Origin of the sequence: Microbulbifer sp. MLAF003 (assembly GCF_030012965.1) — a bacterium.
GTDB classification, from domain to species: Bacteria; Pseudomonadota; Gammaproteobacteria; order Pseudomonadales; family Cellvibrionaceae; genus Microbulbifer; species Microbulbifer variabilis.
Window position 1 is genome coordinate 1,700,248 of record NZ_CP120232.1, and the last position, 20,834, is coordinate 1,721,081.

Here is a 20,834-nt window from a genome sequence, read left to right on the forward strand (position 1 = left end):
CGCCCACGGCGCACCTGATCTAGGCGTTATGTTTTGTCATGAATAAAGTAGAAGCACATAAACATTCCTTCAGCCCAGAAGACTGGCCATTCGATTTTGATGACAATGTAGGGGCAGTTACCACCAAGTTCGTCATGAGCGGAGAGCAGCCCATTGTTGAGGTTCTCCACTGGAAGGGTGGTGATTGGCAGTTCATGTGCAATACCACCGAAGATGCAAGTGACGGAATGATTGTGTGTATGGGGTGCTTGTTTACGAAATTTCCATGGATAGCTGGATTTAAAGACCTAAAGCCCGGCTATGTGGCATATTTAGATAAAGGTCGATGGTTAGTTGAGCCCATCGATGAAACATAATAAGCCGCAGCGATCGCTCCCGTTGGTCGCTGAGACAACCAAAACGCTGTGCTTATTTATCTGCCCCTGTGTGGGGTGTTAGGCATCATATGAAAATAATCACCGAGCAAGATGCTTACTTCCTTGTCGCTCTAAATGCATCAGAGGAGTCATCGCTGATAGAGCTAAAATGGGAGTTTGAGAAGTGGGACCACGGTTCTATTGATGTAACCAACATCATAGAATCTCTCATCAATGACGGCACCATTTTGCTAAGTGAGCGAGACGGAGATAGCTTAAGTGACTACTCCATAAGCGACGCCCTAGTTAAGGTAGAGACTTGGAGTAATTCTGAGTCTTGGAGTACCATTCTATTTCTAACCGAGGCAGGCGATAGGCGGTGGGAAACCGACGATTGGGGTATTACCACGAAGCGTGCAAAGCATTTAATGTTTCCAAATAAAGGGAGTGTTACTCGTGTTCAGTAGCTGAGTAGAGAGCATGCCTAACAAAAAGCTTAACTACACTCCGGCCGCATGCGACCTCCGTCGGACAGCCAAAAGCGTGCTTCGCACTGGCTGCCGGTTAGCTCAATGTTATAAGCCTGAGGAAAGTGTGATGTGGGAAGCAATCGATATTAACAACTGGAAAGATACGCCATGTATTTCAGGTAGGGCTGCTACAAAAGCTGACGTATCGGAAGGCCGAGCAGCATTTTATGTTCCAACAGGCAGCGAGCCTTACGAAACAGGTCTTCCTCTGTTTGCACTCCAACTAGATGAGGAGTCAAATACAAAAGTACCTTGTGTCGTCATTCAAATAGAAAATACTCCAGAAGGTACGGCTGTCGGTGTTAGGTATATCGGTGGAGGCAATGGTTTGGGCATGGAAAATGAATTTGAGTTTTTTAGTGAAATACCTAGTGAAATCAGCTTATAAAGAGTTTAGGCAACATCGCTCCTTCGGGGCTGGACAGTCAAAGCTGCGCTTTGCCTGCCACTGCTAAAGGCGTTATGAGTAAAAGAGAGTATGGAAACCGATTTATTTGATCTCATCGAAAAAGTTCATGACGAGAAAACTTTTTTACAGTTTCTCACTGCGCTAATGAAAGACCGCGAGAGAGAAATTCAAATTGAAAAGAAAAGCCCATCGTCTCCATATAGTGCTGGGTCTTTAGGTTGGCAAAATATTACTATCGAAGGTTTTCTTGAAAGTGCTGTTGCTTACGCCGAGGACTCAGAAGCAAGCAATGAGCAAGGCAACGCATGGCTACGGGCGGCACAAATAATACATGCAGGCAAAACTTATGAGTGAGCTCACTCATAACAAGGTGTGGCACAATCGCCGCTACGCGGCTGGACTTGCTACACTGCGTTTCGCTCGCCTGTGCGCACTGCATTATTGGGCAATATGAATAAATTCAGCACTATGGCTGTCGCTTCTATTTCAGAACTGGTTGGTTTACTTGTCGGCCTAGTAGCATTTTTTATAAATTGGAACGTGTATGGCGGAGGTATGCCGGCTTACAAAGCTCTCTTGCTTCCGGGAAATATATCGCTAATTTATATATGGCATCCCATTTTTACGGAAGAAATCGATTTTTGGCCAAAACTTGCACTCCAGTAACTCGGCTAATTTGGTATTGTTGCAGTAGTGAGCGGAGTCGGCATTAAGCTAGTAAGCTGCCCCTGCCGGCGGCGTTAACTGTACGCTATGAATAAACATATTTGGGTGTCCGTAGTTATTATTGCTTTACCGTTTACCCTTCTAATGGTGGGGCGAAGCGATTCTGAGGTAATAAGTAATATTGGTCAGCTGGTTGAGATGCTATATCTCTCTCCTGGACTCATAGCAACAGACGAATTGTTCGGGTTCCAAAAAGATATAGGGCTTCTACCAACAAAATTAGGTAGGTTTTTATTTACAACGTTCTATTTGTTGATTTATTGGGGCGCTGTGTTCCTAATAACGAAAGGCGTGTGTAGTGACGTGCACCACAGTTAACAAACGCATGCTGTCGGACAACCGGGACGGCGCTTCGCGTCTAAAATCGCCGGTTTCCGCAGTCGCAGGCGTTATGTGCAATGAAACTCCGCCCTCTTCTAAACTAAAATACTCGCACAATGAATGAAAAGCACATCACACCCCTTTATTGGATTATTTTCATTATCATACCGACCTTAATTGTAAGCAACGCAGTCATAGCACTCTCTATGCCCAAATGGATTATCGTAGTGACAGTCTTTAGCCTTCTTATTGTGGGTGAGCATGGTTTAAGAAAGTGGAAACAAATCTTAAGCAGCAAGAAACCACCCAGATAACCATTACTAAATGCGCATAACAAGGCGCTCAAGGCGGACTCATTTTCATTGCATCAAATTTGTGCTTGAATAGCACAAATTCAAATCAACAAAATCAGCCGCTTAGCACGGCGTTAAGTGCGCGGAGGAATCGAGAAAGTGTGGGATGATCCCGTATTACCAAACATAGAAGAGCACTTTTGGGAAATCCGAAACGTTGAGTTCGAGCAACAGAAGAACCCTGAAACTTTCGAGATTCCATCTAAAGAAGATCGTTTCAACTTAAAGCGAGGGCAAGCTGCGAAGCTTGCTTTCGATATTGAAACTCAAGACGGAGATGGATCGGTTCAAGTCTCAGGAGAGCGGATGTGGGTTATTGTCCTTAAAAAGACAAAAGGTCATTATTTAGGCATCCTTGATAACGAACCAAGTTGTATCGAGCCGGGTAGTGGCTATCTAGAGCCGGGCTGTAAGCTTTGGTTCAAACCCGAGCATGTAATTGGTATTGATAACCCTCCAATGAACTATTTAACAAGTAGTTACCCAAATGAGTTCAGCACTTAACAAGGGCCAGCAGCGGACTGTCAAACCTGTCACTTTTTATGCTTGCGCACAAAAATCGCCAGTTTTGCCAGCCGCTGTGGCCGGCGTTAAATGTCATTCAGGATTAAAATGATGTTTTCATGGATAGTATTTATTTTAGGTTTAGTTGCTTCATGGCACTACACCGACCTTCAATCAGAAAGTGTATTTCAAAGTACGATCTTGCCAATTTTAGTAGGCGTATTTCTAATTCTACTGCTAATCAAATTTGTTTTTCTTTTAGGTCCGGATAGTGGTCGTGGTGGTCACAGTGGAGATAGCGGTGGTGGATTTTTTGGTGGTGATGGGGGTTGTGGAGGCGGAGATGGTGGCGGTTGCTAATGCTAACTTTAAAGTGCATGACAAAAACATTTAACAAAAATGTTAAACACCGCTACATGTCTTCGGCATCCCGCTGGACTCGCTCTTGCGTCGCTCGCCGTTTACATTGGCGATCTACAAATATGATACGAGTACCACTGACCATGTTGATTTTTCTTATTAGTTCTGCAGTGCAGTCAGAGATCCAATTTGTTAAGCAGGGTCACGAAGCTAATATTCCAGAATTGATTTCATCACTCATCTAAGAAAATATGAGTAGTACAGGAGAATTTACGGTTAAAGATCTAAACAAAATCGATGAAATACCCTGGCAGAAAATCAGTAGAGATCATGTTGTTTACAACTATTACATTCCGTCAAATCCAGTAATAAGCGATGTATATAGTTATGAAATCATTATTGATTTTAATTCTAATAGATATTGGGTAAAAGTTATGGGCGGAATTGCTGGCGCAGAAAACCTGTACTGCCCAGATATTATCCAGTAAATGTAGAACAAGAGGTTGCAGTATGTTCCAGCCTGCGGCCTCCATCGGACCTCGTCAAGCTACGCTTGCCGCGGCCGCTAAACCTGGCATTAAATTCGCATGGTCATATTTGCAACTACAAAAGAAGGGTTTAGAGAGCTTGAAGCAGTAATTAAAACAGGTAAGTACCCTGTTTGGATTGGCTGCAACGTTTTGAGTGCATCTGAGATAGATAGCTATCGAGAAATGAAGCTTGATATTACAAACTTCAGCTATGAAATTGATCCAGTAAATGAAGAAGAACTGAACGAGGCCCTTACAACAATAGCGGAGCATCACCCTGGTGAAAGAGTATGGCTAGAATGCAGGCCCTAAATTTAACAAGGCAAGGAAAAACCGCCCTGCGGGCTGGACGCGCTAATGCGCGCCTTTGCTTGTGGCGTTAGCGTTAAGACTTACCCACGTTTAGTAGACACCCTGTATAGTTAGGTTTAGGCCTAACACGGAGGTGTATCATGGGTAAGAAAATAACTCAGGCGTATACGGAGGAGTTCCGTAGAGAAGCAGTTAAGAGAGCAGAAAAGCCTGGAGCAACAACGGCCTCCGTGGCACGAGAGCTAGGCGTCAGCGCACAGCAGATCTACAACTGGCGTCGTCAATTTAATCGACTGTCTGATAAGCAGTTCAATAGTTTAGACGGCGTCAACTATTCCAAGCAGGAAAGCACTGAAGTTCGCAAGCTCAAGAAGGAACTGCATGAAGCACGTCAGGAGGTTGAATTTCTAAAAAAGGCAGCTGCGTACTTTGCGAACCACCAAGAGTAAAGTACGCACTGATACAAGAGCATGTGGGGTCATTCCCGGTTAGCTTGATGTGTCGGTGTTTAGAAGTCTCAAGATCGGGTTATTATCGATGGCGAGGGCGGTTGCCACCTTCTCGCACGATTAGAAAGATACGAACAATCGATAAAATCCGAGAGACGTTTACTGCGTTTAAAGGTCGTTATGGAGCGCCTAGAATCGCTTGCGAGCTTCGAGAGTTAGGTGAGCCATGTTCACGGAACTACGTCGCTAAGCTTATGCATCAGGAGCATATTAAAGCGAGAAACGGCAAAGGCTTTCGATATAGTCAGCCCGTAGAGGGGAGCATTAATGTCTCCGCCAACTTACTTAAGCGTTGCTTTGATGTGGATCGACCAAATTGCCGCTGGACAAGTGACATTACGTATATCTGGGTTCTGGAGCGGTGGTTGTACCTCGCGGTAGTTATGGATCTGTACTCTCGACGTATTGTAGGTTGGGCATTCGACTCCCAGATGACGGATGAATTGACACGTCGAGCATTGAAAATGGCTCTAGAGCGACGACAAATAAAGCCTGGACTAATAGTTCACTCTGACAGGGGTATGCAATATCGATCGCAGAAATACCAGGATCTCTTGTCCGAAAGCAAGTGCAAGCCGAGTATGAGTCGCCAGGCTAACTGTTGGGATGATGCGGCAATGGAATCATTCTTTAGCAGATTAAAAGTCGAGCTGGTCTATGCCGGAACATTCGAAAGCGAAGAGCAAGCAAAATCTGAGGTGTTTGAATACATTGAGATTTTCTACAATAGGGTTCGTAGGCACTCTGCATTAGGCTATGTAAGTCCAGCAGAGTATGAGCGAAAATACGCATAGTTAGAGTGTCTACTTTTTGTGGGCAAGACCAGTGCCTATGAGACTTCTCATCTTCTTGTTACTAATTTGGTCTTCATCATCTGTTGCAGGGGCTAGGGTAGAGTTTGAGTGTACACCGATTGAAGGTGAGACAAGTTTTCGTGTGAAGGGCTACTTTCATGAAACAGCACAAGGTGAAAATATCGGCATGGCCCACAGTTATGCTATTTTGGGCGAATACGAGACCATAAAAGGTTGTCGCGCCCCTTGGTATGAGAAGTTTCCTATTAGCGGCTCGACCAGTGTCAAGTTCATGCTCCACTGGCACGAATACATGCCTGGTTGTATGCAGCGCTTCATGATTCCACAGATATCCACTACTGGGCACATGTGGGTTTCAAGAAAGGGAGAGCCTAATTTAAAAAGCAAAATGATCAGGGCTAACTGTGATATTAATAGAGTTTCGGAGTAAGCACTTAACAAAATGTTCAACTACACTACGTCCGCAAGCGGTCTCCGTGGGACGCGCAAAAGCGTGCTTCACACCGTGCGTCGGTTAACTTAGCGTTATTGCTGTGACAGGTTGTGTTTGTTCCTACAGTTGGATTTCTGTACGTTTCCTCAAAATAATAGAGTGGTTGCTGCTTAGGCTTCATCAGCGGAATCTAAGATAAGTATAAATTTTGACAAATAGTGACAGGCATCTTAAGCAATCCCTCTAATCTGCCACTAAAATTCTATTATAGGGGTTCTCAAATTGGTCGACAGCGGTCAAAATATCGACCAGCAAAAGAGTGATTATGATTCTGCCATGTGCTTGGCTTTAATCAGAGATATAAACTATTTGATTTAATGGATTTAGCATGCAAGGTAGATAACATGGCACTTTTTTAGATGCCTTATTATTTATTATTTAGATTAGAATATGAAAAAAATATATTTTCTTTGTGCTTTTTTTCTATTTCAAACAATGCGCTTAGTGCCGAAGTGCCAGTGTCTGAGATCACGTACATTGCTCCCTGGACTCCCTTTGTTGATGTACGGATGAGCACGCCGGCTATAGACCCTGAGAACTGTGGTAGTAGCAGTTCATACCGTATTGATCTCTTAAACGATTCAGGAAGCGAGGCTAAACTGTCAACTTTACTTGCAGCTTTTATGGCCGGTAAACAAGTAGGCTTGAGTATTAGTGGCTGCTTAAGTGGTCGCCCAAAAATAAATGCCGTGCGCTTGTCTAATGTGCAATAACCTGTGTTTGTTCTCCTAATCTACCTCCTGTGCGATCCCTTAAAGCAACAATGAGGGGTCGTCATGCACCTGATTCTACCGTTTTATCTGGCTGCCACGCTGGTCTGACTCTGACGGTAATTGTCAGAGCACACACCATGAGCTCCTAGTTCAGTTCTCCTTGGCACCTGTAACCTTCACCAATGCTAAGCGCTGTAGATACAGGCCTGTGGTTGGACCCTTATACAGGTCAATTCTATAGTCTGGCGTCCGACTTAGATGTTGAGCACATCGTGCCGTTGTCTTGGGCACATGAGCATGATGGTGCCAATTGGACTGTTAAGCTGAAGCGTCAATTTGCAGAAGACCCTGAGAATCTATGGCTAGTCGATGACGACCGGAACCAAACCAAGGGCGATAAGGGTCCCTATGAGTGGATGCTACCTTATGAACCGGTCCAGGTAATCTTTGTGCAGCGGTTTATGGCGATAGTGGAGAAATATGGACTGAAGTTCTCGCCGGAAGAGTCAACTCAGATATTGGCACTTCTGGAAGAGTAGGGTAGCCATAGCTCTAAGAGATCGTAGTCAGCCTTGGTTCTTAGAGCTATGTCAAAACAGGATCGTTTAATATGGCGGTTTGGTTAGGAATGTTACTCGAGAGCACCATTATCAATGGGTGGTGGTATTAACAGCTTACGCTTTTTGCAACACACCTGACCTCGTCACCTATTACTTCGCAAGTGACGTCAGCTTTCTTGCACCCTTCCAGGCCTGGCATATTTCCTCCCCAATTATTGTATCCTTGCAGGAATTCATTTATTTGCTCAGGAGTTTCAAGTACAAAAGTTCCAGCGAATCCTTTAACTGTCGTTGGTACAGAGTTGTTGTTGGCGTCTTTGGCGCTGCCTTCTATATACTCAAACTCTATTTGGTTGTTATTAATTTCAGAAATTTTGAATTTTGCAGATGATCCGTCCACAAAAACGATTGTTACTGTGATCTCTGCTTCGATTATTCCTGCAATTTCCGTTGCAGCTGTAGCATAGTTACCTATTTTATTTCTTAGGCCAATGTTTTCAGATAAATAATCTGCGATATCATTTCTAGTCTTACTTTTTCCTGACATGTCCCAGGCGCTATTTCCAATTTCAGCTGGAATTTGTATTGGGTCTGTTGTAGATAAATCTATATAGGCAATCATTAAGTTGTCAAAAAGATTCTCAAATTCGCTATCTACACTAGATGGTTGCCCTATTGCAGCGTCTGGCTCCATGCTCGATCCGCTTGAGTTCACACCTATGTATGCTTTAATAACGTCATTGTTAGTGTCAATTATGTAGTATTTCTTACGCCAGTTGTCGAGTGCTACCTCGTTAGCTTTATTTTGATAGCTTTCACAGTTGTTGCACCAATATACGTTTGGTTCATAAAGTTCTGGGGGCATTATTATTATTTGTGCACTAGTGCTGCCAGAAAAAATAAGAGCTAAGAAAGTCAAAAGTCTAGCGATCACGTTAAATATCCTTAATAAACTACTGGTTGAATGGTTCTGTTCCAGAGGCAGCCTGGATTACATAAAAATGAGCCTTCGCATCAAAAATTCAACCACTTCTAAGCATTTCGACAATATTTTACCTGAGGTTCACAGTGTGTGGGCTCCAGATGTATTACTCCTAGGTAGTTAAGCCTATAAGTGTCGATGTGCGCAGAATTATGTCAGCTATTTTGATTTGCATGGGGGCTACACTTTGTAGTTATAACATTATGCGTATTCGTTGATGTTGTATTTACCTTATAAATTATTTCGGTACACTTCTTCTTAAGATTCTTTGGCAGCTGATGCTACCAGTGTTTCAAATATCTATCAATTAAGAGGCGGTCTATTTTTGGTGCGGTTGAACCATAAAACTCTCTTGCTTTTAATGGATAGTCAAAAAAGGGATAATAAATACTTTTGCCAGTTTTGACTAAAAGTATTTAGGGTGTGTTTTTGTTGCCTTATGTATTCTTAAGATAAAAAGATGTATCTGTTGCACAGAATTTTTAGCTAAATTTCGACATAAGTTAAATTTATTTTCCTAACCTTTGCTTCAGCATCTTTGGATGCTGGCGGTTTAACTTAGCCCTATTTGCCTTCATCAGCATTGAGAGCTTCATGGTCAACAAAGGGGCGCGCCTAGACACCTACATTGGCTAGTTCTTCAGTCTGATTTGTTGAACACACCCTCGCATTTTCCTGAGCTGACCAGTCCAGTGGTTTAGTTTGCTAGACAGAGCTAAAAAGATGTTTGCAGAAGATTTTGGGATCTATGGTTGGTCGATGACGGCCGGAACCAGAGCAAGGGGAACACAGGCCCTGATGAGTGGATGCCACCGTATGAACCGGTCCAGGCAATCTTTGTGCAGCGGTTTATGGCGATAGTGGAGAAATATGGACTGAAGTTCTCGCCGGAAGAGTCAACTCAGATATTGACTCTCCTGGAAGAGTAGGGTCAACTGCTTTGCACACATTGCAATGATTATCTTCAGTCTTGAGTACTTGCTAGACCGTAAGGTTTATGAGGCTTCCTCCTTCATTTGAGGAGGTTGACGCCGTTCATTGAACATTACCTTTTAGATTGTTAACTTCAATTTGATCAGATTCAATCTTTCCAGAGTAGTCTTCTAATTCTATTATTAAATGGCCCCCCTCTACGGATTTAATCTTTTCTTTTTTAATATTCTCGTATGTTTTTATCACAGTTTTTTTTGCGAGAATTAATGCTACTCTGTCTAGTCTGATAAGATTAGATAGAGTGGAAGAAGTAAAGGCCCCTCCATCAAATCTATCAAAAGTATAATAAGTGCTTGGGTTTATTTCGTATGATGATTTTTTTCTACTGAAAAATAATAAATCGTAGATATTGCCAAAAATAATACGCTATATTTAACTTTTTCTCTAAATGAGACTTTCCACTGTTTCAGTATCGTAAAGTAGATTGAAAAAATTATTACAAAGAATAGAAATATATTAAGCAGGGATGGAGAGTATTTCCAGAAAAAATCATACCCAGTAAAGGGGAAAATCATAAGGAATGTGAAGTAAATAATTGCGGTCAAGAAAATTTTTATCATAGTGATATTCACTTATAAGTGAGGCCTACCTTGGATTGACAGGCCTCAAAGTATTTTAAAGCGATTCTACAATGATTACAGTTCTACTACAGCTACCCCAGCAGCCACCAGATCCGAAATACATACCGCCTCCGCTCCAACCTCCACCATACCCTAGACCACCAATACCATAGCCTGGAGCAGCTGTAGTAGGTGAGTTTACAGTTTTGTTCGGACTGCAAGAGTCAGAGTTGCTATCGGCGTTAGCATCATTCTCATATATATCTTTACTATAACTATGCCCGCCCTTAATTGGTGCCGCATCATCATGGTTGTCCCCTTCTCCGGTTGCGAGCGCATGAGCAATATTTCCCACTAATTTTCCAATATCATTAGCGTCGGGGTGGTTTGAGTTATTATAGTTTTGCCACTGTTGTACTACTGCTCCAGCGGTAAGTGCTTCCTGTTCAGTAAAGCCCATTTGATGAGCGGCAGCTCCATAAAACCAATTCCCAAACTCTTGGTCTGCATTGTAATTCGGGTTGTTTTTAAGGTCATAGGTTCGATTAGGTGCAAACATGCTAGCCATAACCGCCGCACTTAACGTGACTTTCCCTCCAGGGAGTTTGCTTGCTGCGATGCCTGCTCTCTTGAATTGCTTCAAGTGCTTATTGATATCAAAATTTGATGGCGGATTTGGGGCCTTCTGACTTGCAGTGCATGCTTGAGCAGAGCTTGAGGTTGCCATGAAAAATACGGGTTCTCTACACATGACGCTGTCACAGCCACCCGGATCAATAGGAGGAATTGTGGTTCCACCTCCTGAGCTGCCTCCTGAGCTGGTTTGTGATTTAACGTCGTAAATCTTTACAATAACCTGGGCTCTTCCATTTACCATAAGGTATGTAATGTCAACATCTTTGTTAGAAGTTAATTTTATGGTTGGAGCAATTTCGACAATGAGAGATTTATTATGTGTATTTAACGAAATTGCGTTAACAGTATCAGTACCTGAGATTGAATTTACGACTAGTTGCTTGGTATTGGAAGACCCTACCTCATATACAGATAATTTATTCTTAGTATCATCAAAAGCAAAGGAGACTATGTCAACTGGTGTTGAAGAAGGGATTTTATCTAGAGAAAAGCAGTTCTGATAAGAATTGGATTTATTTAGTTCAACCTGGACTAGGTCATTTTTTTCAATAACCACACAGTCCATACTGTCAGAGGCGAAAGCTTTACTACCAGCTAACCCCCCAATCAATAGTAAGCCAGAAATAAATCTTGACAAATACATCAATCAATTACCTATTTAAAGTTATCGTTATTGGCCAATAAATATTGACAATCGAAGATTATCAGGGTGACTTTTGGTGCACAACTGTCAAAAGTGACCATTTTCATATGCATGGTTGTTAGGAGTGCATATTGATAGGCTCTTTAAGAGCCTCACATACTGTGTGGATATTATTTAACGGTTAGAGCTAGCTAGAGCTTTTTTGCTGGTTACTTAACAACCATAGGGAACTGTTATTTCTAGTGGTGACATGTGTATGGTGGTTTTTAGCAGCTTACTGATCTGGAAATCATAGATGGAAGATAAGAGTTGAAAAATTGATGTTAGGCAATGACAAATATCAACCATTTTTTATCCTGGAGAGAATGAGACTATTAGTAGGATGGGAAGCTGAGGATACAGGCGGAGCAGTGTGGGCTTGAATTCTCTCTGGGGGAATCAGCCTAGGTTCTTGCATTGCTATAAGAAATGTTGATTTAAACGTTTACTATCATTGTTGTTGGATTTTTAAAACCTGCTTGAATCTTGCAATTTAAAGGGCCTTCATGGGGTACTCATTTTCTGTTCCTGCTTATAAATCGCACTTGCAAAATGAAGGATAGTCGTGGGAGTAATTGCGTTTAGATCAAGAGTGGGAAAGTCTTCCAGTAAGGAGGAAGTAAAACATGTGATAGGCCTGAAGGGGTAGTCCTGTGTGAGCCAATTCCGTCCGGCAGGGCCTGGTCAGCATGTATTCTCAAGGTATTTTGCCCCAAGCATTGTGAGTGATAGGGATATAAGAATTGGTTGCGTCCACTACGTTACTCAATACGCTCATCCAACTCAGTTTGGGGCCTGGAGTCTCTGTGGCTAAATGGGAAGCGCGCCAGGTTTTATCTTTTGGTGACAGTCTGCAAGGGTCACTTCTTCACCCCACCATAAAAATTCTAACTCACTAGTTTTTGAGGCTTCCCAAAAAGGTCGATAGCAGCGAGAATGCCGGCCCTTAAGCCTGCTGTCGTATATGTGCTTGTTTTGCGTTACATTAAAGAGATTTGGCTTTTGGTGAAAATTGAAGAGAAGATAAAGCGATATATGAACCTCTTTAGGACATAGTTATAAATTTAACTGCTTCTTAGTGGGGTGAGAGATGAGGAAGTACTTTTTTTATGTTATTGCGTTATTCTGCTTTTCAGGCGAAATATTTAGTGCAAAGGTGGCAAAGTCTGATATCACATACATTGCTCCGTGGACTCCATTTGTTGATGTCCAGATGGGCGCGACAGCTATAGATCCTGAGGGCTGTGGTAATAGTAATTTATATATTGATATAGTGCCCTTGTTTGTTGTCTCTATATCAGAAATAGATGAGCTACTTTGAAGTGCTTTGGGAGTATTGCACTGTTGTATAATAATCTCTTATAAATTAACGAGCACAAGAGAGAAAGAAGTTGTATAAGAAACTACTGAGTACGCTATTGTTAACAGGAGCTTTATCTGTCCAGGCTGCGGTTCCAAGTGCTGTAGGCAAGATTCAAGGAATAAGTGCTTATGATTCATTTGGTGGTGGTGATGTACTAATCAAATTTCCCACACAGGTTTCAAATTGTTTGGCTGGTGTTTATATCCCTCCAAAATCGGGAGGGGAGAAGAAAGAATGCTTTCCATTGCATTATCTGCTTATATTGCAGGCAAAGACGTTGTCTTTCAGATTTATGAAACAGCAGTATGGCCGGGAGCAGCTAATTATTGTAAGGCTAAAACTATTGAGCTTAAGTGATTTGACAAAGATATTAACCAGAATTTCCTAAAGCCTATAGCTTGTAGTAATTCAGACTTGATCTGACAGTTACTGGTTTTTCAGAAGGTACTCTGTCAGCTCAGGTTTAGTTTGCGAATTTTTCTTTCCAAGCTATCTATTTGCAGCGGTTTATGGCGATAGTGGAGAAGTACGGGCTCAAATTTTCGCCGGAAGTGTCCGCACAGCTACTGGCCCTTCTGGGGGATTAAGTTTAGGGTGAACTGCAAAGTGTGATATGGGAAATCGTGCGAAATGGGTGAAGTAAAGATTGTGAGTTTTAGGTTGAGGTTGAAGTTTTTGCTCCACTTTTTTAGAGGTTTTTTGAGTGGTTGATATTTTTTATGGTTTTTTGTACTTTGCACGGCCTTTAAATCAACAGATAAATTAGAGCCAGGGAAGACATTTATGGCGGAAGTGGTTTTTTCTCGAGATGATGAGCTTGCTGGTGGTGCTAAGGGGTTACCAAGTTTTTCTTGTCGGTGAAGGGGGCTGGCGATGAGATAAACGAGATTTGATCAGATTATTTTTTTAGTGCTGGTTCGAAGGTTTGTATACAAGAGGTTCTGAAGGCGAATCAAGTTGTTGTGCGCCATAAGGCTGTAAAAAAGGTGTTTGTGATTCAGTAGTTAAGAAATAATCCAAGACACCTACAGAATTGAATGAATGACAGGTTGTAAACTCGGCTATATTTTCCACTTATTTAGTATAAAGAGTAAAAGAAAGGGCAGGTAGCTATGAAAGGCTGGAAGCTAGGCGTAGCAAAAAACTAAGTACAAAAAATCTGCTGTGTCACCGCTTGTTTTGCACTTGGCGTGAGGAGTAGAAATATAAAACTAATAGCCACGCAGTCTATATATTGAGTGATTATTGAGCTGGGTGCAGGCCAAGTGTATAATCGCCGTTAATTTCACCAATTATTTAAAGTGCCTTTCGAAGTTGTAGTAGAGCCAATGCTTTGGAGAGATACCAAGCCGATCGAGAAAGGAGGGTCCTCTGTATCGATGGCACCTGCTTTGGGGGTAGCTACAGATAGCTTGGCTAGAGTCTCCATGGTAGGCTGGGTGGTAGTGCCTCGTACCTCTTCAGCGTGATTCACGTGTAAATCATCTAAGTTTTTGGTCAATACTAACGAATTCCTACTGATCCTGGAGCTAAACTCTTGGCTTGGTAGTTTTCAATTTTCATTTGTCTGAAAAAAACATAGTCAATGTCGCATGAGCCTGTAGAGGCTACACGAACCCATACAGGATGTTTGGTTGTGTGCGAGGCAAGAAGTATAGAGTAAATATGATCAAGGTTTTCAGAGTTGTGGCTTAAATTTAGGTAATTGTCAGAACCGGTATCGCGAGTTACAGCTGACTGATCACCTGAGGTCCCTATTGAAATATCACCACTGCCTTCATCACAAGCAGCTCAGGCGAAATCGCTAAGCGAGAGAAGTGAAAAATTTAGAGGTGACTTTCTACATGATCCACTCCATCATGACAGGTGACTGAGAATAATATTACTTAATTTACACAGATATCCATTGAAGTTGATCAAATATGAACCGACTAATTGCTTTATCCTTGTTGCTTTGCATTTCACAGTCACCGCTTGCGTCAGAAGCGTGCGCTGGAAAAGTTACATCTACTCTTGATTACCCTGGAAAGTGTGAGGGCCGGGTCGCTTTTAAATTAGACAAAACCGGGGATAGGTGGTTGTGCGCCTTAAGTGAAAAGAGCGATACTATGGTTTTAGCCGCATTTATGGCGGATACAGGAATTAGCGTAAGATTGGAACTCTCTACTGCAGGCAGTTGCGAGTCTATCGTTGACTATCAAAAGCCGCTGTATATGAGTACCTATAAATAGATAGCACGAAAATTGCAGTGCTTCCTATTGATTGGGAGCTCAAGAGTGATGCCCCATAATTTTAGTCAGTGTTTCTAAAACTGTGGGGCGTTAAGTTGGATGGCATCTAAAGAAGCTAGATTTTATGTCTAAGCCTGGCCTAAAAAATTCGCATCCACATGTAAATATCAATAAAAATTAATTTCTTAGTTTGCTGCACTTATTCATATTCAATACTCCTGCGCAAAGGAGTATCCTGAGCACACGGTTGCAGGCGCAATGATAGCAAGGTTGGAGCCGGGGGAGATCCGTGTATGGCGCGGGAGGGACATTATTTGAAGAAATAGTTGTTTTTATGTCTGGTACTTACTCAGTGGGCTTGATGTTGTGATATGTGGGTTAACGGTTTAAGCTACTTCTGTGCTGGGTATCCAGAACTGTTTTTTATTAGTTTAAAAATATTAAGGTTGGTAAAATGAAGAAGTTGTTGATTACAGCTTTTGCGGTATTACTTGCGTCAAATGCTTATTCTTTAGGCTCGGTCAGTGCAAAGGTGGAGCAGATTCGAGTCGATGGAGATGGGAGAGCCATGATTTTTTTTGATAAGCCATTAGGTGGAACGCCGGCAGCCTGTGCGGATAAAACAAACTATGGCAATGCATTGGCAGTGGATGCAGCTACTGATGGAGGGAAAGCGGTTTTAAGTATGGTTTTAGCGGCAAAGGCTTCAGGAGCAACTGTTACTGCTTATGGACATGGTGTATGTGGTTTGTATGGCAGTAACGTTGTAGAAACTTGGAATCATGGGTTTTTATTGTAATTAGTTTAAGTAATTCACGGTGATGTGTCCGGACTTGATGTGAAATAGCTTAAGTAGCTTAGCCTTCAGGCTGTCATCCTGGTTGACCCTTTGGTAAATCTCAAATCGGTACTAAATTATACGGTTTACTATTTGGGCAGTTGTTATAAATTCGAGTTACTGGAGAGTGATATGAAGAAAGTTAGTATAATAGCCCTTTTGATATTGGCCTCAGAGTGCTATGCAACGGTAGACTGTGGCCCATGGAAAATTACTGCAATACAGTCTCAAAAATTGGACGTTCTTTTGCGAGTCCAAGATGAGTCTGGGAGTTCATGGAAATCATTGGGTTTGCACTCTGAATCTAGCACTTCCTCATTTCAGTCAGTTGCACAACAAGCAATGGCTACAGGCGAATCGGTAATACTAAGATATCCGGACGGTTTTAATTGTAAGACTGATGATTGGTCGCAATCTACGCAAATGATACGAATTTATAAGTAGTTTAGGGTTAGGCATTTCGAGATGTTAGTTTGTTGTTACTCTCTGATCTATGAAATGATTCGGGAAGTGGGGGAAAACTGTCAACTTTACGTGCAGTATATAGGTCGATAACAAGTAGGTTTGAGCATTGGTGGTTATGCTGTGTAGGTGATCGCAAAAAAATATATGCAGTGTACCTGTCTAGTACATAGTAGGCTGTATTAGCTTTCAGAGTCTACTTAATGTACGAAACTATAGAATGGGTAAGCGGTGCATCAACTACTTGCGTTATGTGAATAACGTAGTTCTTGTACTGCTCACTTCTCCGCAATAAAAAACTCCCTTAAAAAACGATACTACTGGTAGGTGCTGAGTAAAAAATGAAAGTTAGATTTATATAAATGGAAGTTATGGAACCAGCGGAATGTAAGCCAGACTAGCGCATTGCCTGAGAAGGAACACTAATACTATATTTACCATGAACAATCGAAACCCCCATGAAAGTGCCATTGAAGTCTATTCAGGTGATAACATGAAGGCGGACTGTGTTGGTGTCAATTACGATATGGGGGTTAGTTTGGCCTGAAACAGAAAAGGTTAGAGGCCCAGATAATTAATAAACATATGTATGCAGTATTTCGGCATAAGCTCCGATACACCTTCCACTATCTATTTGGAACGCGATATCGTTTTGTGCTGCTTTTGCAGCAAGAATTGCGGAAAATTGTCCTTTATTCTTACCATCAGTTAAATCCAGGTAGTAATAACTTTTATCGCTACATGTATTCCCCACCCCATTCGATACCCCCATCATTTGTGTGGCATGGATACGGGCAAAGGATTCACCAACTGTTATGTGGTCAATCTTGGCGATAGGAGAAGTTTCGGCGCTAGAATTTAGGGGAATTGAGGTGCTCAAAGTAATACATAGAGCTGGTAAAAAATACTTCATTTCTATTCCTATTTTATATTGGCAAGCGGTATGTGAGCTACAGGTGAGGAATATACCAAATTTAAGAGGAAGATCATAGGCAGGGATAGCACCGCTGAATGCAAAGTCGTAGAGAGTTTGATGGCCCTGTGTTGCTAATGGCTCGACATCTTTAGGGTGGAGCCTCTTATTATGCGATAGCTGCCAGCACAACCTTCTTAAGTTGGATATTCCAGGGTATCAAAACTTCATAATTCTCAACGTATTGGAAATACGGAACCTTCTTCAGAGTATCTCTCCAAAATACTCATATGGGTCAAGACCTTGAAGCTTGGTTGTAAGGATAAAACTGAAGTCCAGATAATATACTTAACATAAGCTCCACTGAACGTATGGCTAAAAAGATAGTTTTGCGAAGATCCTGAGACTGCTTCACAAATGCACCGGCGATTCGAAGTTTAACCAGAGTCTTCAGGCATCTTGGTGATGCTGGCACGGATAGAGTTTAGGCCTTTTGATAAAGCCACAGTGTTAGGAGGAATTTCAGAGTGGTGTGGTGAGGTACTTCAGTAAACCCACCTCTTGAGGCCGCAGAAATAGAGGTTTTGGATTGATGGTCGGTAAGATGAAAGGCCCATGAAAGTTGGTTATCCCACAGCTAGTTCTTCAGTTCATAAGTGCCTTAGATGATGAAATATACCCTGGATTGCTATAATATTAGAATTACTCTCAATATTTAAAAGGAATAAACGTTGAAAAAATATATTTTTTCTCTGCTGCTAATGCTTGCAACCCCTAATGTATCTGCAGAGGCTAGCTGGTCGCATGGTGAGATTGATTTGCTTGAATCTTTTTCTGATTACGTGGTTATAAGGTGGACTGGACCTAAAACTCAAGAATGTGGTAGTGACGATCACGCGGTAAGATTTGATTCTGATTCTTTAGGCAACGAAGCAGCTTTTGACCGTGCCGTATCAATTGCAATGTCAGCTCAAGTTAGCCAAAAGCCTATTCGTTTTAGGTTGGATGGATGCATTGGCACAAAGCAAAAAGCTACTATAGTTCAGCTGTGTACGAACTCAGATTGCACTTATAATAGTTAAATATAATTATTACAGCGAATACCCTATAGGCTCTTAAGTGCCGGGGTATTTTACCCACAATCAAAACCCACAATCAAAACCCACAATCAAAACCCACAAAAAACCTAAACACCCACTAATTGAGGTAGAAGAGGGAAGCTGTATAAGTTGCTTTTACCTCATTTTGGTTGAGGTCTTACTTTACTGAATAGTCAAATATTAACCCATATTTATTCTCTAGTGCCGTAGCAATCATGGACATGCAGTGCTTGAATAGCTGAAATTTAGATTATTGGCAGTAGTGTAACGCGCCCAGAGAACTCTGCTAGTATATGACACACTCATCCGAGTTCTTACCATCCTTGCACTCCTCTCTGCTGCCATCTACTAGACATAGGTTTTCAAGGAGCTGTAATCTGCCGCTTCAATTTAACCTCTCAACTGGTACAGCCGGACCAGTGAGCCTGTAGAAAGCGGCAAGATGTGCTTGGTGCCCAACTTAGAAACCGAGGTATTGTGATTGGGTCCAAGAAGAATTGGACTGACTGCTAATTACAAAATTTCCGACACCCTCTTCACTTTGTGACCGGTAATCGCAGACGTTACCTATGTGATTAGCTTCAATCCAGAGGCAGCCAGGCAGGATCAGTAATGCGGGGGATATGATTTGCTCCATAGTAACTTCAGATCTAACTACCTAATCCAACTTACAACGAGTTCGTGCTCTATCTTCATTTAACAAAGAGGCGCGGCAACGTGTATAAAGCTGATAAAACATTTGTCTCAGTCACTGTGCTGGAGGTGAAAGGCAATCAAGTGAAGATAGGCATAAGCGCACCCAAATCACTCCCCATCCACCGTGAAGAAATCGATGTGCGGATCAAAAGGGAACGGAAAGCAAAGGCCTGAATATACTAAAAGGGTGGGGCAACTCGAGGTACCCAATAATTATCGGGACTCCAAGCAGAAGCATTGTGCCTCTGTTCGTTAGGCGGTATACGCATTCTGATTCGAATGCCTCTTGGGTGCCAAAGGTGATTAGGTTGAGAATTCGGAGCGGCCATGCTGGTGTCTTGGAGGTGTTTAACAAGCAGACCCTCTTAGCCGACTGGAGGAAAGGGTAAGCAAGCCTTGTCAGCCCCACAAGACGCGTACTCATTGCTCGTTTTACTGTACATAAAACTTCATACCAATACTGCCGAGCCCATCAACTGCTTAAAATGGCTTTCAGGATTGTGCTAAAAATAGAGCCCACGCTTTGCCAAGATACCCGGCCTTTTGATGATGACGGAATGTTCCCATCAATGCTCCCTAGCTCTTATGTGCTGAGGTAGCGGACACACCGATCACCAGTAATGGCTGTTCTACTTTTGATGAAATCTGAGCTTTGATTTTCTACCCCTCGAAACTCATTCTTCACTGGACTATGTCTCAATTGGCTTGGCTACTGCCCTGCAAAGTGCCACTCTGCACCTCTAGTCTTAAACCCATCACATGTCTTCCGAACCTGTGTAGTCAGAATCTCTAGATTCGTTACCGCCACTTATAAAGATGGCAGCAGTAGAGAACCTATTGACACCGTATGACAAAAATTGGGAAGTCAGTAAGTTCGAGGAAGGGAGGCGAGTGAAAGTGCTGTGTATCGACTTGTGTACAAGGCAGTAAAGTGGGTGCATACAGCTTTGGGCGGGAGCTATGCCTAGCGATGTGAGGTATCCTGTGCCCAAGAGGCTACCAGGTGAGGGGTTGTTTGGAGGGCTCAAGTGAATGACTAGCCCAACCCACAGATCATCAGTATTGAGCATGCGAAAAAGATCGATATTGAGTGAAAAATGAACAGTTATGCATTTTATAACAAAGATCAGCAGCAGCTTCTCATATTTATGGGTAAAAATTAGTAACTCATTGATATTTAAAGGGTTCCCAAATAGATATAAAGCAGCGAAAATGATGAGATATAAAGAATATCTATTTTGGTTCATTTGCGCCAAGTACAGGTAACTTACTGATTCTTCGAGATTTTTCTTATGCTCGAAGAGAGAAGGGCTTGGAAATATGGAGTAGGGTAATATAAAGAAACTTCTTTTGAATTAACTGTTAGGGCTGCGCGTATGACATCTAGTGGATCAAAGCTTCTAATATCTTTCCTTCTTATCCCAAGTTCTTTATTTCTAATGAGGATTACAGGTTGGTTCGGATTGCTATTTCTTGTCTCTTTGATTTGCTCAACTCTGATTTGCTTCGATTACGCAGCTGAACTTAGAGCTTTAGAACGGAAAACGAAAATTCAGGAATACATTTCAGTATTGCTATTTTTCCCTCAAGCAATATTTGGTTTAACATCTTTCTTAATAGGAATTTCGATAGCTGTATGGGTTCTATACAATACTTTCGTCGAGAAGCTACCTGAATACTCTGGAGGCGTTTTAACTTTTGGAATTGCTCCAGCATTGATATTGTTTGGTCTGGCTGCACTAAAGTCAGTTTTCTCAAACAAAAGGAACAAGGGAAATGAGCTCTAACAAGGCCATTAAAAATCGCACACTTCGCGTGCTGGACTCGCAACAAGTTGCTCGCCTTTTATATGGCGGCGTTAAGTGAAAATACATATCCATCAGATTC

21 protein-coding genes are annotated in these 20,834 nt (G+C 42.1%); 17 read left to right on the top strand and 4 right to left on the bottom strand.

Features of this window, described 5'->3' with window-relative positions:
- Nucleotides 1-38: 38 nt before the first annotated feature.
- The 13 genes from P3339_RS08255 to P3339_RS08315 all read left to right on the top strand — a co-directional run bounded on the left by P3339_RS08255 (nt 39) and on the right by P3339_RS08315 (nt 7,470).
- The gene (locus P3339_RS08255; RefSeq protein ID WP_282953008.1) at nt 39-356 is read left to right on the top strand and encodes a hypothetical protein; all 318 of its coding nucleotides are present in this window, start codon (nt 39-41) and stop codon (nt 354-356) included.
- Between the two features lie 89 nt (nt 357-445).
- The gene (locus P3339_RS08260) at nt 446-823 is read left to right on the top strand and encodes a hypothetical protein (RefSeq protein WP_282953009.1); all 378 of its coding nucleotides are present in this window, start codon (nt 446-448) and stop codon (nt 821-823) included.
- A gap of 130 nt (nt 824-953) precedes the next feature.
- Entirely contained in the window at nt 954-1,274 is a 321-nt protein-coding gene (locus tag P3339_RS08265; protein WP_282953010.1) for a hypothetical protein, read from the top strand.
- Nucleotides 1,275-1,364: 90 nt separating this feature from the next.
- Complete coding sequence (locus P3339_RS08270; protein WP_282953011.1) at nt 1,365-1,649, top strand: hypothetical protein; 285 nt, start codon at nt 1,365-1,367, stop codon at nt 1,647-1,649.
- A gap of 1,145 nt (nt 1,650-2,794) precedes the next feature.
- The gene (locus tag P3339_RS08275) at nt 2,795-3,199 is read left to right on the top strand and encodes a hypothetical protein (protein ID WP_282953012.1); all 405 of its coding nucleotides are present in this window, start codon (nt 2,795-2,797) and stop codon (nt 3,197-3,199) included.
- A 108-nt stretch (nt 3,200-3,307) separates the two neighbouring features.
- Nucleotides 3,308-3,559 (top strand): hypothetical protein, encoded by a 252-nt coding sequence (locus P3339_RS08280; protein ID WP_282953013.1) that lies wholly within the window; start codon nt 3,308-3,310, stop codon nt 3,557-3,559.
- A gap of 251 nt (nt 3,560-3,810) precedes the next feature.
- A complete protein-coding gene (locus P3339_RS08285; RefSeq protein ID WP_282953014.1) occupies nt 3,811-4,047 on the top strand; it encodes a hypothetical protein in 237 nt (78 codons plus the stop codon).
- A gap of 99 nt (nt 4,048-4,146) precedes the next feature.
- Nucleotides 4,147-4,401, top strand: a complete 255-nt coding sequence (locus P3339_RS08290) for a hypothetical protein (protein ID WP_282953015.1) — start codon at nt 4,147-4,149, stop codon at nt 4,399-4,401.
- 140 nt (nt 4,402-4,541) lie between these two features.
- Complete coding sequence (locus P3339_RS08295) at nt 4,542-4,850, top strand: transposase (protein ID WP_282953016.1); 309 nt, start codon at nt 4,542-4,544, stop codon at nt 4,848-4,850.
- An 11-nt stretch (nt 4,851-4,861) separates the two neighbouring features.
- Nucleotides 4,862-5,704: an IS3 family transposase gene (locus P3339_RS08300; protein ID WP_282953567.1), complete on the top strand. Its 843-nt coding sequence runs from the start codon at nt 4,862-4,864 to the stop codon at nt 5,702-5,704.
- 37 nt (nt 5,705-5,741) lie between these two features.
- The gene (locus tag P3339_RS08305; protein ID WP_020413310.1) at nt 5,742-6,155 is read left to right on the top strand and encodes a hypothetical protein; all 414 of its coding nucleotides are present in this window, start codon (nt 5,742-5,744) and stop codon (nt 6,153-6,155) included.
- A gap of 422 nt (nt 6,156-6,577) precedes the next feature.
- Nucleotides 6,578-6,931 carry a hypothetical protein gene (locus P3339_RS08310; RefSeq protein WP_282953017.1) on the top strand — a complete coding sequence of 118 codons (354 nt, stop codon included), beginning with the start codon at nt 6,578-6,580 and terminating at the stop codon, nt 6,929-6,931.
- Between the two features lie 182 nt (nt 6,932-7,113).
- Nucleotides 7,114-7,470 carry a GmrSD restriction endonuclease domain-containing protein gene (locus P3339_RS08315; RefSeq protein WP_282953018.1) on the top strand — a complete coding sequence of 119 codons (357 nt, stop codon included), beginning with the start codon at nt 7,114-7,116 and terminating at the stop codon, nt 7,468-7,470.
- Between the two features lie 127 nt (nt 7,471-7,597).
- On the opposite strand, the gene P3339_RS08320 is transcribed toward P3339_RS08315, so the two are convergent.
- Together P3339_RS08320 and P3339_RS08325 are read right to left on the bottom strand one after the other, a co-directional pair.
- On the bottom strand, nt 7,598-8,425 hold the full coding sequence (locus P3339_RS08320) for a hypothetical protein (RefSeq protein WP_282953019.1): 828 nt from the start codon (nt 8,423-8,425) through the stop codon (nt 7,598-7,600).
- 1,656 nt (nt 8,426-10,081) lie between these two features.
- Nucleotides 10,082-11,305: a polymorphic toxin type 44 domain-containing protein gene (locus P3339_RS08325; RefSeq protein WP_282953020.1), complete on the bottom strand. Its 1,224-nt coding sequence runs from the start codon at nt 11,303-11,305 to the stop codon at nt 10,082-10,084.
- A 1,430-nt stretch (nt 11,306-12,735) separates the two neighbouring features.
- Here P3339_RS08325 and P3339_RS08330 point away from each other — a divergent pair.
- A complete protein-coding gene (locus P3339_RS08330; RefSeq protein ID WP_282953021.1) occupies nt 12,736-13,095 on the top strand; it encodes a hypothetical protein in 360 nt (119 codons plus the stop codon).
- Between the two features lie 897 nt (nt 13,096-13,992).
- Here the strand turns inward: P3339_RS08330 and P3339_RS08335 are convergent.
- Nucleotides 13,993-14,208, bottom strand: coding sequence for a hypothetical protein (locus P3339_RS08335; RefSeq protein ID WP_282953022.1), 216 nt, complete (start codon nt 14,206-14,208; stop codon nt 13,993-13,995).
- A gap of 1,184 nt (nt 14,209-15,392) precedes the next feature.
- On the opposite strand from P3339_RS08335, the gene P3339_RS08340 reads away from it, so the two are divergent.
- Nucleotides 15,393-15,737, top strand: coding sequence for a hypothetical protein (locus P3339_RS08340; protein WP_282953023.1), 345 nt, complete (start codon nt 15,393-15,395; stop codon nt 15,735-15,737).
- Between the two features lie 1,075 nt (nt 15,738-16,812).
- Here P3339_RS08340 and P3339_RS08345 read toward each other — a convergent pair.
- Nucleotides 16,813-17,151: a hypothetical protein gene (locus P3339_RS08345; protein ID WP_282953024.1), complete on the bottom strand. Its 339-nt coding sequence runs from the start codon at nt 17,149-17,151 to the stop codon at nt 16,813-16,815.
- A 731-nt stretch (nt 17,152-17,882) separates the two neighbouring features.
- Here P3339_RS08345 and P3339_RS08350 point away from each other — a divergent pair.
- Together P3339_RS08350 and P3339_RS08355 are read left to right on the top strand one after the other, a co-directional pair.
- Nucleotides 17,883-18,233: a hypothetical protein gene (locus tag P3339_RS08350; protein WP_282953025.1), complete on the top strand. Its 351-nt coding sequence runs from the start codon at nt 17,883-17,885 to the stop codon at nt 18,231-18,233.
- A 735-nt stretch (nt 18,234-18,968) separates the two neighbouring features.
- Entirely contained in the window at nt 18,969-19,121 is a 153-nt protein-coding gene (locus P3339_RS08355; protein WP_282953026.1) for a carbon storage regulator, read from the top strand.
- Nucleotides 19,122-20,834: the final 1,713 nt, after the last annotated feature.

Coding starts and splice junctions, on each gene's coding strand:
- P3339_RS08255 (WP_282953008.1), top strand. CDS start 39: ATGAATAAAGTAGAAGCACATAAACATTCCTTCAGCCCAGAAGACTGG.
- P3339_RS08260 (WP_282953009.1), top strand. CDS start 446: ATGAAAATAATCACCGAGCAAGATGCTTACTTCCTTGTCGCTCTAAAT.
- P3339_RS08265 (WP_282953010.1), top strand. CDS start 954: ATGTGGGAAGCAATCGATATTAACAACTGGAAAGATACGCCATGTATT.
- P3339_RS08270 (WP_282953011.1), top strand. CDS start 1,365: ATGGAAACCGATTTATTTGATCTCATCGAAAAAGTTCATGACGAGAAA.
- P3339_RS08280 (WP_282953013.1), top strand. CDS start 3,308: ATGATGTTTTCATGGATAGTATTTATTTTAGGTTTAGTTGCTTCATGG.
- P3339_RS08285 (WP_282953014.1), top strand. CDS start 3,811: ATGAGTAGTACAGGAGAATTTACGGTTAAAGATCTAAACAAAATCGAT.
- P3339_RS08290 (WP_282953015.1), top strand. CDS start 4,147: ATGGTCATATTTGCAACTACAAAAGAAGGGTTTAGAGAGCTTGAAGCA.
- P3339_RS08295 (WP_282953016.1), top strand. CDS start 4,542: ATGGGTAAGAAAATAACTCAGGCGTATACGGAGGAGTTCCGTAGAGAA.
- P3339_RS08305 (WP_020413310.1), top strand. CDS start 5,742: ATGAGACTTCTCATCTTCTTGTTACTAATTTGGTCTTCATCATCTGTT.
- P3339_RS08310 (WP_282953017.1), top strand. CDS start 6,578: ATGCCTTATTATTTATTATTTAGATTAGAATATGAAAAAAATATATTT.
- P3339_RS08315 (WP_282953018.1), top strand. CDS start 7,114: ATGCTAAGCGCTGTAGATACAGGCCTGTGGTTGGACCCTTATACAGGT.
- P3339_RS08325 (WP_282953020.1), bottom strand. CDS start 11,305: ATGTATTTGTCAAGATTTATTTCTGGCTTACTATTGATTGGGGGGTTA.
- P3339_RS08340 (WP_282953023.1), top strand. CDS start 15,393: ATGAAGAAGTTGTTGATTACAGCTTTTGCGGTATTACTTGCGTCAAAT.
- P3339_RS08345 (WP_282953024.1), bottom strand. CDS start 17,151: ATGAAGTATTTTTTACCAGCTCTATGTATTACTTTGAGCACCTCAATT.